The following is a 13,801-nucleotide window of genomic DNA, read 5'->3' on the forward strand; positions in this document are numbered from 1 at the left end:
GATTTTCATATTTTTATCTTTTGTTCAATAATTGTTTTGCACTATCAGAAGCACAGATTAATCCTGCTCCTAACATAATTATATCTTTGATTACAAGTCGCCCTGCTCCCGACAAATAAGGAAATCCAAATTGAGGCGTGGGAAAATCGCCACCCAAATTTGGAACATATACTTCGGGGGTGGTTAGCAAAAATGATAAGGTTACCAAAGACATTCCAAAAGTTAACACACCTCCAATAAAACCAATTTTGGCATACCAAATTCCCAATAAAGTAAGAATGCCGATCATCACAATGACTGTTCCTAAACCATAAGAAAAAATGTATGTATTGTTTTCTTTATGCCAGTCAATGTTCTTTTGAACTGTTTTGCCCTCAGGGTTTTTATATTCATTGTATTCGGGAGCTTCTTTGTCGTAAAAGAAACTCATTACCGGACTATTCGCAACAAAAGGAACTATCCCGTCTGCTTCATACTGAAACGCTTTCAGTCCACCAATCCAAGCCATCACGATAAAAATTGCTATGCGTGTAAGGTTGATGAACTGTTTTTGGCTGCTGGCAAATATTTTAATTAATTTCTCCATTTCTATTCGTTGAATTTTGATTTGTTAAACCTACCTGTAAATTGATATTAGTATTATTTCTTTATATTTTAATGCTTCTAAGTCTAAGTGCATTTACAATTACGGAAACTGAACTAAAACTCATTGCAAGTGCTGCTATCATTGGAGAGAGCAATATTCCGAAAAACGGAAATAATACACCTGCTGCAATTGGGATTCCTAATATGTTATAGACAAGGGCGAAAAACAGGTTCTGCTTAATGTTTTTCATTACAGAATCACTTAAATTTCTGGCTTTCACAATTCCGTGTAAATCGCCTTTTACCAAAGTTATCATAGCACTTTCAATGGCTACATCTGTGCCTGTTCCCATTGCTATACCAACATCACTTTTTGCTAATGCCGGTGCATCATTAATTCCGTCTCCTGCCATTGCCACAACGTTCCCTTTTTCTTGTAGTTTCTCCACTTCTTTCAGTTTATCTTCAGGCAACATACTTGCTTTAAAATCTGTAAGTTTTAGCTCTGAAGCTACTGCTTGTGCTGTGTCGTGATTATCACCTGTCAGCATTACAACTGCTATGCCTTTTTCTTGTAATTCTTTAATGGCTTTGGCACTTGTTGCTTTTATTTTGTCACCTATAACAACATAACCAACCACCGAATTGTCTATTGCGAGATAAGAAACCGTCTTTCCTTGTTTTTGAAATGCTTTCGCTTCGTCCTCCATTTGAGAACTGATTTTGGCTTTAGCGTATTCCATCATTTTTGGATTTCCCAAAGCAACGTTCTGACTATTGATAGTAGCTTCAACACCTTTTCCTGTAACAGCATTAAAATTTTCCGAATTGATTATTTCAGTATGCTGTTCTTTTCCGTATTTAACTGTTGCTTCGGCTAATGGATGTTCGCTATTTGTGTTCAATGAAACAATGTATTGAAGCAATTCGTTTTCGCTGAAACCATTATTGAAAGAACCGATACTTTCTACTGTTGGTTTTCCTTCCGTAATCGTTCCTGTCTTATCAATGATTAACGTATCTATTTTGTGAAATTTTTCCAATGCTTCGGCATTTTTAATCAATACGCCATTTTGGGCACCTTTGCCTACACCTACCATTACAGACATTGGCGTTGCCAAGCCCAAAGCACACGGACAAGCAATAATTAAAACGGCTATTGCATTGACTAATGCATAAACATAAGCAGGTTCTGGTCCCCAAATTGCCCAAACTATAAAGGTGCTTACCGCAATGAGAATTACAATCGGTACAAAATATCCCGACACTCTATCGGCTAAATTTTGAATAGGGGCACGGCTTCTACTGGCATCATTTACCATTTTAATAATTTGAGAAAGCAAGGTATCGCTACCCACTTTTTCGGCTTTCATCAAAAAGGTTTGATTGCCATTTATCGTTCCACTACTTACTTTATCGTTCATAGCTTTATTCACAGGAATTGGCTCTCCCGTAATCATAGATTCGTCAATGGTTGTATCGCCTTCGATGATAACACCATCAACAGGAATTTTTTCACCAGGTTTTACTTTAAGAATATCGTTTAATTCTATTTTGTCGATGCTAACTTCCACTTCTTCGCCATCAACTATTCTTGTGGCTTTATTGGGTGCTAATTTCAACAATTCTTTTACTGCCGTATTGGTTCTACTGTGTGCACGAGCTTCTAAAAGTTGCCCCAACAAAACCAAGGTTAAAATAACGGTTGCTGCTTCAAAATAAACGTGGACTGCTCCGTGATGTGATTTAAATTGTTCGGGAAAAAATTCCGGAAAAAGCATACCCAACACACTGAATAACCAAGCTACACCTGCACCAATTCCGATAAGGGTAAACATATTAAGATTCCAGGTTTTGATGCTTCGGTAAGCTCGTTCAAAAAACATCCAGGTGGCATAAAACACAACAGGAATGGAAAAGAAAAACTGCACCCAGTTCCATTGTTTTTGTCCCATCAAATCATATAAAGGATTGTTTGGAATCATTTCGCTCATTGCAATAATGAAAATTGGCAATGTAAAAACGATTGCAATCCAAAACTTCTTTGATAATTTTTTATAGGTCTTTTCTTCTGAAGAAAGGTCGGGTTGTATCGGTACTAAATCCATTCCGCAGATAGGACAAGAGCCTGCTTCGTCTTGTACAATTTCAGGGTGCATGGGACAGGTCCATTGTTCTGTGTTGGAAGTAGATAGATTTTGTTCCTCCACCAAATCCATTCCGCAGACTGGGCAATCACCAGCTTTGTCGTATGTTTTATCGCCTTCGCAATGCATAGGACAATAAAATACTCCTGTCCCTTTTCCTTTCGGTTTATCGTGCTGTTTGGGTTCTGTATGGTGATGATGTTCCCCTACATTGTGAATGCTATATCTTCCACCATCATTTTTTAATACTTCTTGAAATGTTTCTAAGTGAATATGTTTTTCCATTTCAATAGTAGCTTCTGCCTTTTCTAAATCAACAGTAACCTTTGAAACGCCTTCTATTTTTGAAAGCGTTTCTTCTACGTGGCTACGGCAACCGTTACAGGTCATTCCGTGTATATGATAGGTATGTTTCATTGGTTTTTTATTTAATTGTTTCTACTGTGCTTCCGCAAGTCAGCATTTGTGAACCGTAATACGGATTTTTGATTGCATTTTCTTTGCTTAACCAATTTGCACCTTTGCCATCGTTTGCCATTGGGCAATGCTGATAGTAAACAGGAGTTTCAGATTTTGAAACCTTTATTAGTTCGTACATATTTTTTGACAAACTCATAAAATGGTCTCTTTGATGTCCGATATCTTTGGTGTCTGAAATATGCTCTGTATAAAATAATAGGTCTTTCATTACTTTCATCCAAATGTTATGTTCATCTGTTGTCAATGTTTCCATTTTTACTGCGGAAATTGCGATGCTCAAATTCTTTGCTTTTGCAGAAGCTGTATTTCCGTCTGTTTTTACCAAAGCATCTTTTAATGCAAAATAGCTTTCAAAAACAGTGTTCAGTTGGTTTGTTTCCTGTTTTTTGATTGTTGCCGTATGGTTTGAATGGTCGTGTGTTTCTGTTTTGGGTGCTGCTTTTGAAACTGGTTTATTCACTCGTTCATATTGGCAACATTCAGGAAGTTTTGCATATACATCATTTGGCGCAAGAAACTTATCGCTGTCGTAGCCTGCTAATGCAATACGTTTCAAGATTTCGTCCTGATTTGTTTTTGTTGCATCGTAAGTTAGGGTAGCTATTTTAGTGTCTTTGTTCCAATCTACACTGGCTACCTTTTTCAGATTTCCTGCTTTTTCAATAGTGCTTTCACACATTTCGCAATTTCCGTAAATTTTTAAGGTTTCAGTTTTTGAGTTTTTAATTTGAGCATTACTAACTCCGAATGACAGTATTATCAATGCTGTCAATAAATATCTTAATGAATTCATTTTTGAAAATTTTAATGTTTATAAAAATACTAATTCTGTAAGCACTTATTTGCTTTCGATTGGACAGAACTATGGCTGTCAAGGCAAGAATTTAGCTTATTTTTGGAGGTTGCCAAATAGAACGAAAACCCGAAGAAATGTAGGTTTCTGTAAAGAAGAAACTCAATTTTTCAGTGTAGAAAACGCTATGTCTAAGTTCGGAAAAAACAGGTAATGCAATAGCGATGTTTATAGTTGGGCAATAGCAGGATGAATTTCCACATTGTCCGTTACAACCGTCATCGTTTTTGTCATTTTGCGAATGACTTTTTTTGCAACACTCTTTCGTGTTGCCTGTTTGTGAAGGACTTTTCTCACAACAAGACTTTTCTGTTTTTTCAGTCTTTTTTCCACAAGCATAGGTCAGCGTTGGTGTCAAAAAGAAACCAAGCATCACAATCAGCAATATGAAAATTCGTCTTGTCATAAATTCAATTACATAAAGTTACAAATTTTATTCAATCGAGCGTTAGGAAAATTACTCACTACACTATTTCTTTTTTTGGTGATCGTGAATAGCCTCGCTTATTTCAATTCTTTTGATTAGCCTGTTTGAAATTTTGATAATTAGTTTCATTCTCAAAGTAAGCCACCTCACCGTTATCTCCGATAAGGACAATATAAGCGGTCGCCTTATCAACCTTTTCTAATGTATGAGGGTCTATTGCATATCTTACTGTACCGTCTTTTGGTATTCTTTCCTGACACATTTTACAACAACCGTAATACATTTTTCCCTCAAACGGTACTTCCAACTGCTGTTTGCCCATATAAGCATCATTAACCATACAAACCAAATTACTCGGTACGTGGTCGCCCTTTGTAGGCGTGTTGTTTTTTACCACTGACGAAGTTTGGTTATCAGAATTTGTTTCGTTATTTTTTTGATTACAACCAATGAAAAGTACCGTGGCAATAGCCACGATACTTACTAATTTTAATTTCATTTTCATATCTCAATTATTTTTTATCATTATCAGAATTATGGGGCTTGTTAGGAACTTCCGTACCCTCTTGTACTTCTTCCGAGCCCATTTTTAAAATTTTATCTCCGTTATTCAGGTCGCCAAATACTTCGATCTGCTCGGGCATTACACGACCTTTGCTTACAGGAATATTTTGGGTTTTGCCGTCCTCTACACGGATTACATACACACCCATTCCGCTTTCCACTACGGCAGATTTTGGAACGAAAAACGTAGGCTCTGAATTTTGCAACGGAATGACAGCCTCTGCAATCATATATGGTTTTAATGAACCGTTTTGATTGATAAAATCGGCTTCGATTTTCTCCGAACGAAGTTTTAAATCAAGGCTTCCCGATTTTCTGCTGACCTTTGCAACGTATTTCTCCTGCGGTTGTGAACGAACGTGAAAACGTATCGTATCGCCTAATTTGATATAAGGCGTATTGGCTTCGGGAACTGATAAGTTTAATCTCAATTTGCTGTTGTTCTCCACAACCAATAAAGGCTCTTTGTTCATTGGCGTAACAAATGCACCCACATCAACATTTCTGCTTGTTATTGTTCCGCTAAATGGTGCTTTGATAACCAAGTAATTATTAACGTCCCTGATTTCGTTGTATGCAGATTTAGCGGCGTTCAACTGTGCCTCGTCTGATAGCATTCGGGCTTTGATTTGGTCTAAAGCGTCTTTGGCAATAGCTCCCTGTGTTTCGTTCGCTTTCATTGTTCTGTCGTAGGTCGCTTTTGTGGAAAGATAGATGGCCTGTTGAGCTTCCAACTTTGCTTTAGCACTCGCTACCTGCGATTGGATTTCGGGAGCTTCAAGCACTACCAAAGTTTGTCCTGCCGACACTCGGTCGCCTATATCCACACGAATACTTTTTACATAGCTGTTTACTTTTGCAAACAGTTCGGTCTGTTGGTCGGGTTTTAATTCCCCTGCCAATTTCAACATGACCAAAGGGTTTGTTTTTGAAATCTCAACGGTTTCCATTGGGTTCATCATTCCCATTCCCATACCCATTGCAGGCATACTGCCCTCTTTTTTGGTTTCTTCTTTTTTCTCGTTGTTGCAGGCTACTAAAGACAGCGCCATTGCAAATATGATGATTGACTTATAGTTCATTGTTTTGATTGTTAGAGTTAATGAAATGTGTACTGTTTTCGTCTTCAGGGTCTAATGACGGCGATACGATTGTCGCTTTGCCTTGTACCCAAGCAAATACCAATGGTAGCAATACCAATACGGAGAACGTCGAAGCTATCAACCCTCCGATTACGGCTCTACCCAATGGAGAAACTTGGTCGCCTCCCTCGCCAAATCCGATAGCGATGGGCAACATACCTGCGGTCATCGCCAACGTAGTCATAATGATAGGACGAATACGCAGATTGGCTGCTCCCAATGCCGCTTTTACGGCGTTGCCGTCTTTCAGTCGAAGCGTTTCCGCATTACTGATTAAGAGTACCGCATTGGCAATGGAAACCCCGACAGCCATAATCACACCCATATAGGATTGCAGGTTTAAGGTCGAGCCTGTAAGGTTAAGCAATATCAATGAACCTAAAACCACAAATGGAACAGTCGTCAAAATCACAAATGAAACCCTGAACGATTGGAAATTAGCCGCCAACATAAGGAAGATAACCACAACGGCAATCAATAATCCACTTGCGAGGTTATTCATCGTGTCGTCCAATACAGGGGTCATACCTGCTACCTGAACGTTTACACCTTTGGGCAATTCGCCCAAAGAAGCGATTGCCGCTTCGATGTCTTTCTGTGCCTTACCTAAATCCGATTGGTGTACATTGGCTGTAACGGTTGTATAACCCATTGTACCCAAGTTGTAACTTTCTCCCAAAGTTTTCGTTGGGGTAATCGTAGCAACATCGCCCAAAACGGGTCTGTCCGAATTTTTGGAAAGCGGAATGTTCGCTAATTCGTCTTGGCTGTTCAGTATGTTTTGTGGCATTTGTACCTGAACGTCATAAGCAATCCCCATCATACCACCAACCCACATATTTTTGTTGGTATATCTTGATGAAGCCAAACTCGGCGTTAGCGACCTTGCAATATCCTGTGCATCTATCCCCAATTGAGCGGCTCTCACACGGTCAATATTGATTTCAAAAGCCGGATAGTTCATTGACTGTGGTATTTGCTGGTCACGCATATAATCCAACTCGTTGAGTTTTGCCAACAATTTGTTTGCCGTCATCGCATTCATTTTCTTCATCATTCCCGAAACACGGATTTCAACAGGCGTATTCGCTCCTTGACTTAAAATCTTTTCGGTAAGCTCAATCGGCTCAAAAGACAACTTCAATTCAGGCATTTTTTCTTTGATATGCTGTCTGATTTTTTCTTTCAGTTCATCAGAATTACTTGCTGACTTTTTCAATGCCACCTGCATCAATGCCTCGTGAGGTCCGGCATTGTACAAGAATATTGAACTAACAGGGAAAGTTGAGGGGTGCTGTCCTACATAAACCGATGAAATGGCAATATTGTCTTTGCCTAAAAGTTCGTCCAATTCTTTCAAAAAGACTTTTACTTTTTCTTCTGTTTTTTCAATCCGTGTTCCCTCCGGTGCTGTAATCCTTACTTGGAATTGACTCGAATTTACCGTAGGCAAAACGTCTTTTCCTGTAAACATATAAAGAACTCCAACGGCTAAAAGCGCAACAACAAAACTTCCCGTAACAATGACTTTTTTACGAGGCATTGCATTTTGGAGCATTGTAGCCACTAGGTTTTTAAAACGGTCAAAACGGGTTTCTTTCTGCTCTTTCTGATGATGTTCGTTTTTCATTATCCAATTTGCCATTACAGGAACAAACGTCTGCGACAAAATGAACGAAACAATCATTGAGAAACCGATTGCCAATGCCAATGGCATAAACAATGAACCGGGAATACCGGTCATCATAAAGGCTGGTGCAAATACGGCAAGTACACAAAGCAAAATCAGCAATTTCGGAAAGGCGATTTCCTTACAGGCATCTAAAATCGCCTGTGCTTTGGTCTTCTTCATTGCGAAGTGCTGGTGTATGTTCTCAATGGTTACGGTACTTTCATCAACCAAAATACCGATTGCCAATGCCAATCCCGATAAGGTCATAATGTTTATGGTCTGCCCAAATAGTTTTAGGAACAATACCCCCGAAATAATCGAAATGGGGATAGTCAAGATAACAATCAAAGCGGCTCTGCGGTCACGCAAGAAAAGCACAACCATTAACCCTGTGAGCAACGCTCCCAAAATCCCCTCAACCATTAAGCTTTTTACGGCATTGATCACGTAAACAGATTGGTCAAATTCATAAGAAACCGTTACGTCATCAGGCAGGTTTCGCTGAATGTTCGGGATAGTCTTTTTTAGGTTCTGCACCACATTATACGTAGAGGCTTTTCCCGATTTTGCCACGTTCATATATACCGAACGCTTACCGTCAATCAAGGCGTAACCTGTGGCAATATCCGCACCGTCCTTAACCGTAGCCACGTCACGGATATACACATTGTCCACCTGACCTTTGAAAATCGGAATGTCGCCAAATTCTTCAACCGTTTTAAGAGTATTGTTGGTTGGTGTTAAATAGTTAGTCCCGTCAATATACACATTTCCTGCCGCAGATGTTACGTTCTGACGGCTGATAGCCTCCACAATCTGCTCGGGCGATAATTGGTGTGCCCGTAACTTGTTCGGGTCAATGTTTATCTCAATGGTTCTCGGACTTCCCCCAAATGGCGGTGCGGTCGTCAAGCCGGGAATAGCAATCAAAAACGGACGAGCCGTAAAGTTGGCGATGTCCTGTAATTGGTTGTTCGTTTTGGTCGGACTACGGAAAACCAACTGTCCTACGGGTTGTGAAGAAGCATCGAAACGCATAATGAACGGTGGCGGCGCACCGGGCGGCAGGAACACCTGCGAACGGTTGGACAACGCATTTAATTGGGCAATAGCTTCGCCCATATCCGTACCCTCGTAAAAGTTCACTTTCATCAAGGTCAGACCTTGTGTATTCTTACTTTCTATACTTTTGATACCGTTGGTAAACAGCATCATATTCACGTACATTTTTGTAAAATACCCCTCCATTTGCTGTGGTGTATATCCATTGAAAGTATGGGCTACATACACTACGGGCAAATTCATTTCAGGCAGAATATCTACCTGTACATCTTTGACTGAACGCACACCGAAAAACACCAATCCAAGTACAAGTACCATGATGGATATTGGCTTTCGGAGTGCAAATTTTATCATATTATTCATATATAAATCTGTTTATTATTGTTGGGTAAAAACTCCTAAATCGCCTCTTGCCGAAGCCAATAAAAGTAAAGCCTGCCACACATTGTTTTGGGCAATTTCGTAATCTATCTCCGCTCTGTTCAGACTGTACAACGCCTGTGTATAATCTACCAAAGTAGTCAAGCCGTTTTCGTACAAAGCCGTATGCTGTTTATATGCCATTTGAGCCGCAGACAACTGTACTTTGGTTTCCTCAAAATTTTCTTTGGCATTGTTCAACTGCGAATAAGCCATTTGGGTCTGTGCGTTGAGTTCTTTTTTGAACAAGTCGAAATCCTGCTGTAAGGATTGGGTAAGAAATTGTTGCTCTTTGACCTTTGTTTCTGAACGGAAAAGATTGGTAATATTCCACGTAAGGGAAAGTCCCAAAAGGTAATTGCTGCGGTCTATCCCGACACCATTCAGATAGTTGGAAGAATAAGCGGAGTTGTCCTGTGCATAGTTCGCCTCAAAGCCCGAACCACGACCTTGCAAAACTCCAAAAGCCGATAAAGTTGGTCTTTTATTAGACTTTAGGATTTCTTCGGACTGCAGACTTTCCTCAATCTTACTTTGCTGTAACTGCAACAAAGGGTGCTTATCCACTTCATCGTTCAGACTTGCTAAACTCTGTAACGGAATAGTGGTACTATATAAGCTGTCTAATTGATAGGTCTGAAAGTCCTCGCCTAAAAGAACTGCCAAATGCTTGGAAAATTCAAGTTCTTTGTCGTAAGATTTGATTTGTAAAGATTTGGCGTTTGATACTTCGGCTTTGGCTAATTGGGCGTCAACTTCGGGAATTAACCCACTTTTTGCCCGTGTATCTGTCATTTCAAAAAATACCTCCGCACGGTCAAAGTTTTTTTCCTGTACATATTTAATGCGTTGGCTTGCCAACAAATTCAAGTAAGCTGCACTTACTTTGATTTGGTGCTGAAATATTTCCTGTTCCAAATCGGCTTTGGCAGTCTGTTCTTTCCTACCGCCTAACGCAACTTGGTTTTTAATTCTTCCGAATGTAAAAAGGTTCCAATTGACATTAGCAAAATAGAGCGAACCAAATGCCGCATTCCAGTTTTGCTCTGCTAACGGCATAGAGGTCGAAGCCGAAGCCATACCTCCGTGAGCATACATTGTTCCGTGAAGCATATTTACCGTTCCGTAACTTTGCTGTGCTGCAAGGGTTACATCCGGGAGATAGTGTTGTTTTTGGAACATAGTATTTTGTTCCGTTGCCGAAACAATGGATTGTTTCGACTTTATTTTATCGTATTGTTCTACCGAACGATATAACGCATCTTCTAATTTTAGTGTTTGAGCAAAGCTATTATAACTCATTGCCCATACTAAACTTATAGATGCAATGAACTTTAATTTCATTGTATATAAAATTTAGAAATTAGACATAAAGAATTTGAGTAGTGCCAAAATTCATTGGACTACTTTAGACAATTCGATACGCTAAAATCAAATTCTATAAACGCAATGGTAAATATAAAGAGGGGTGCCGCGAACAGCGACTTTTGAAGAAAAATAAGAAGGAGTTTGTTTGGTATTATCTGTAATAAGAGGAAAATCAAATACAGTACCTAATGTTTTATTAGGAATTGCATCGCCCCAAAATTTTACAGAAAAATCAAATTGCGATTGCTTTTTAACACTATCTTCAACTTTTACAATTTTTGCTTCGTGCTGGCAGCAGTCTTTCTTTTTCTGGGTGAGCCCCTTTTCATTGTCTGCACAAATCGGACAAGGTTCGTCCGAGTTTTGCTGTGCTGTATTCGTCAGGCTAAATGTCTTCATTGCCATTCCTTTGCACGTATGCGAGTATTGGGTAAAGCCTGAAGCCAATACCAAATAAAGGAATGAAAACAATATGACAAACAGTTTTTTCATAAAAACACTAAAACATTGCAAAGGTAATTAATATTTGTTCACATTGACACATTGAGAATCGAATATTTCAAAATTAGCGGTTATTATATTCAAATGGATAAGAGATGTGAATAACTTTGTTAAGCAATAGTTGCTCTTTTGGCTCCAATCTTCAAACATCTGGGCAGATTACTCGAATTAGTCATTAACACTTAAAATATAAAGAAATGAAACTACAAGCGATTAAACAAACTATCCAGATCAACGCAACGGCTGAAAAGGTCTGGCAAATATTGTGGGATAAAGACCTTTATAAAAAATGGGCGGCGGCGTTTATGCCAGGATCACACTACAAAGGCGATCTCAAGCAGGATGGCAAAATCCAATTTCTAGATCCTGAAAACAACGGCATGGAAAGCACTGTAGAGTCTCTTACGAAAAATCGGGAAATAACTTTTCATCATCTCCATGAGCTTGAAGCCGGAAAAGAAGGACGTAAACTCGGGAATATGCGTGAGACGTATCGGTTGGACGAACAGGACGGTGTAACGACTTTATACCTGAGTTCGGAAATGCCCGAGGAATATTTCAATGAAATGGATACGGCAAGCAAAAAGGCACTGCAAATAATCAAAGAACTGGCAGAAGAATAAATTAGTCAATTAAACGAAGTCCGAAACGTTTACGGCGAAACAGAAGTCCGGTTTTTGAATAAGCGATGAAAGGATTGCGGATGTTCAAATCCTAGACGATAAGCAATTTCAGATACGGACATTTCCGTTGTGGAAAGCAATTCTTTTGCTTTTTCTATCACCCTATTTTGAATGTGCTGCTGTGTGGAAGTAAACTGTGCAAAACAAAGCAAAATGACCCACATCAAACCAAATCAATTCGCCCTATTTCTCGCCCCATAGCATAAAAAAAGCACCAATCGTTTGTGATTGATGCTTTTTTAGTAGCCCGTAGGGTATCACAGTAATATTCAACCTTAACAAAAGTTGATCGAATATATAAAAAGGGTGCCGCGCAATGCAGCACCCTTTTGAGGTTTGCTGACCAAAAGCCAACAGCTACAAGGGCAAATTAGCCATAAATTGCACCTGTAGTCCGCCAATATTGATACCCGCCATAACCGAAGGCATCGTTGGAGCAAACACCCAAGCGTTGTGACGTTGGTACACATAGCCACGCCGGTAAGGGTCGTAATATGTGCGGTATTCCGGAAAATACACATATTCTGTACGGTGATAGAATCGTGGGCCGTAATACCACTTGTCATGATCACGATACCGTTTGTGCTGGTTTTTCACATATTTACGGTATTCCTTTTCGCGCTTCTCGTAGTATTTACGGTACTCCCGGTCGCGTTTTTCAGCATATTTATAAGCATGCTTCTGCAGCTTTCTGTCATGCTTGACTTGCTCTTTTCGCATATGCTTACCATGTCCTCTGCCTTGAGCGTCTGCTTCCAGAGCCGTGCCTGCTATCAATGCTAAGGCAATTATTCCGATCAAAAATCTTTTCATGGCGTTCCTCCTTTTAGTAAAACAATGGGGTCTACATTCTTCAAGACCGTTTGTTGGTAAGACTACAGAAGTCGTGCCAGAGTTTAACAGACTTCTGCACTTTCAGCATGTCTAACAATATGATTAGATTTTCATGGGAAGATCTGGAGTGGTTTGGCGGAAAACTATCGACAAAAAAGGGGGAAGCTATGGGGGAAGTAGACTCCCCAAAACGAAGCAAAACAGTTCAAATCAAACCCAATCAATTCGCCCTATTTCTCGCAGTTGAACGCTACAAGCTGTTCCAACTCGTTCCGCAACAGATAACCTCTGTCTTTGTCCTTTTTGGTGTTCTTGTATTCGCTGAACGGATTAAAGGCAAGGTGCTTTCTGCTCATCGTCAATCGGTAAAGCGTGGTAAAATTTATCATATAGAGCCAAATCGTATTATGATTTAGGGTTAAATCATCACGCAGGTAGTAATCAAAATTCTCTACAAATTCGGAAGTAAGGTCGTGAAAGGTTATATCGCTATAACCATATTTCGCAAGGGCAAAATTCGGCAGGTGCTTTAAAAGTGTTTTGTATCTGCTGTGTGTTCCTTGTACCCGAAGTCCGCTGTTTACCTTTTTTTCAAAGTCCGCTATAAACTGTTCGCAGAATTTGAAAAAGGTCAATTCTCCGCTTTCCATTCCGAGAAAAGTGTTTTTCAATTTCGCACTGCTTACCGTTCCCTCGTTTTTTAGGATTTTGGAATAACATTCCTTCATACCCAAACGGATTTTGTCGAGTTTGCCGTTTACCTCTTGGGCTTCTCGGCTTTTTCCCAAAACCCTGCTGTACTTCAAATCCCAATTCGTTGCGGAAATATCCAACTTGGTACTGAATGCAAACTGTTTACCGTTTACGGTAACTCGGCACATAACCGCAACCTTTCCGTTTTTCTTCGGGGCGTTCTTTTTAAGGTAGAACAATACCTTAAACGTTGATTTTTTTGTCGTTTCCATACTCACAATTCATTAATGTAAAATTAAACTTTAGTGAGCCACGAAACAATATGAAAAACTATGCAAATAACTGAAATACAATATAATAAAAAGTTTTG

11 protein-coding genes and 1 pseudogene are annotated in these 13,801 nt (G+C 39.5%); 1 reads left to right on the top strand and 11 read right to left on the bottom strand.

Features of this window, described 5'->3' with window-relative positions; genetic code table 11:
- Positions 1-13: 13 nt before the first annotated feature.
- From rclC to BM375_RS11775, 8 genes are all read right to left on the bottom strand, one after another.
- Positions 14-586 carry a reactive chlorine resistance membrane protein RclC gene (gene rclC, locus BM375_RS11740; protein ID WP_093366305.1) on the bottom strand — a complete coding sequence of 191 codons (573 nt, stop codon included), beginning with the start codon at positions 584-586 and terminating at the stop codon, positions 14-16.
- A gap of 61 nt (positions 587-647) precedes the next feature.
- On the bottom strand, positions 648-3,149 hold the full coding sequence (locus BM375_RS11745; RefSeq protein WP_093366307.1) for a heavy metal translocating P-type ATPase: 2,502 nt from the start codon (positions 3,147-3,149) through the stop codon (positions 648-650).
- Between the two features lie 7 nt (positions 3,150-3,156).
- Positions 3,157-4,005, bottom strand: coding sequence for a DUF3347 domain-containing protein (locus tag BM375_RS11750; RefSeq protein ID WP_093366309.1), 849 nt, complete (start codon positions 4,003-4,005; stop codon positions 3,157-3,159).
- Between the two features lie 569 nt (positions 4,006-4,574).
- Positions 4,575-4,997, bottom strand: coding sequence for a hypothetical protein (locus BM375_RS11755; protein WP_093366310.1), 423 nt, complete (start codon positions 4,995-4,997; stop codon positions 4,575-4,577).
- Between the two features lie 7 nt (positions 4,998-5,004).
- Entirely contained in the window at positions 5,005-6,138 is a 1,134-nt protein-coding gene (locus BM375_RS11760; protein ID WP_244525889.1) for an efflux RND transporter periplasmic adaptor subunit, read from the bottom strand.
- Positions 6,128-9,295: an efflux RND transporter permease subunit gene (locus BM375_RS11765; RefSeq protein WP_093366312.1), complete on the bottom strand. Its 3,168-nt coding sequence runs from the start codon at positions 9,293-9,295 to the stop codon at positions 6,128-6,130. The genes BM375_RS11760 and BM375_RS11765 overlap by 11 nt, the downstream gene beginning before the upstream one ends.
- A gap of 15 nt (positions 9,296-9,310) precedes the next feature.
- Entirely contained in the window at positions 9,311-10,696 is a 1,386-nt protein-coding gene (locus BM375_RS11770; protein WP_093366313.1) for a TolC family protein, read from the bottom strand.
- An 87-nt stretch (positions 10,697-10,783) separates the two neighbouring features.
- A complete protein-coding gene (locus tag BM375_RS11775; protein WP_093366315.1) occupies positions 10,784-11,212 on the bottom strand; it encodes an HYC_CC_PP family protein in 429 nt (142 codons plus the stop codon).
- Between the two features lie 206 nt (positions 11,213-11,418).
- On the opposite strand from BM375_RS11775, the gene BM375_RS11780 reads away from it, so the two are divergent.
- Positions 11,419-11,844, top strand: coding sequence for an SRPBCC family protein (locus BM375_RS11780; protein WP_093366316.1), 426 nt, complete (start codon positions 11,419-11,421; stop codon positions 11,842-11,844).
- Positions 11,845-11,873: 29 nt separating this feature from the next.
- Here the strand turns inward: BM375_RS11780 and BM375_RS11785 are convergent.
- The 3 genes and pseudogenes from BM375_RS11785 to BM375_RS11795 all read right to left on the bottom strand — a co-directional run.
- A pseudogene (locus BM375_RS11785) lies at positions 11,874-12,032 on the bottom strand (helix-turn-helix domain-containing protein); the annotation flags it as partial.
- 229 nt (positions 12,033-12,261) lie between these two features.
- On the bottom strand, positions 12,262-12,717 hold the full coding sequence (locus tag BM375_RS11790; protein ID WP_093366318.1) for a hypothetical protein: 456 nt from the start codon (positions 12,715-12,717) through the stop codon (positions 12,262-12,264).
- Positions 12,718-12,968: 251 nt separating this feature from the next.
- Complete coding sequence (locus tag BM375_RS11795; protein WP_244525890.1) at positions 12,969-13,703, bottom strand: phage integrase SAM-like domain and Arm DNA-binding domain-containing protein; 735 nt, start codon at positions 13,701-13,703, stop codon at positions 12,969-12,971.
- Positions 13,704-13,801 lie beyond the last annotated feature (98 nt).

It is taken from the genome of Sphingobacterium wenxiniae (assembly GCF_900116225.1).
GTDB classification, from domain to species: Bacteria; Bacteroidota; Bacteroidia; order Sphingobacteriales; family Sphingobacteriaceae; genus Sphingobacterium; species Sphingobacterium wenxiniae.

Coding starts and splice junctions, on each gene's coding strand:
- BM375_RS11770 (WP_093366313.1), bottom strand. CDS start 10,696: ATGAAATTAAAGTTCATTGCATCTATAAGTTTAGTATGGGCAATGAGT.
- BM375_RS11775 (WP_093366315.1), bottom strand. CDS start 11,212: ATGAAAAAACTGTTTGTCATATTGTTTTCATTCCTTTATTTGGTATTG.
- BM375_RS11780 (WP_093366316.1), top strand. CDS start 11,419: ATGAAACTACAAGCGATTAAACAAACTATCCAGATCAACGCAACGGCT.
- BM375_RS11760 (WP_244525889.1), bottom strand. CDS start 6,138: ATGAACTATAAGTCAATCATCATATTTGCAATGGCGCTGTCTTTAGTA.
- BM375_RS11745 (WP_093366307.1), bottom strand. CDS start 3,149: ATGAAACATACCTATCATATACACGGAATGACCTGTAACGGTTGCCGT.
- BM375_RS11755 (WP_093366310.1), bottom strand. CDS start 4,997: ATGAAAATGAAATTAAAATTAGTAAGTATCGTGGCTATTGCCACGGTA.
- BM375_RS11765 (WP_093366312.1), bottom strand. CDS start 9,295: ATGAATAATATGATAAAATTTGCACTCCGAAAGCCAATATCCATCATG.
- BM375_RS11790 (WP_093366318.1), bottom strand. CDS start 12,717: ATGAAAAGATTTTTGATCGGAATAATTGCCTTAGCATTGATAGCAGGC.
- BM375_RS11750 (WP_093366309.1), bottom strand. CDS start 4,005: ATGAATTCATTAAGATATTTATTGACAGCATTGATAATACTGTCATTC.
- BM375_RS11795 (WP_244525890.1), bottom strand. CDS start 13,703: ATGGAAACGACAAAAAAATCAACGTTTAAGGTATTGTTCTACCTTAAA.
- rclC (WP_093366305.1), bottom strand. CDS start 586: ATGGAGAAATTAATTAAAATATTTGCCAGCAGCCAAAAACAGTTCATC.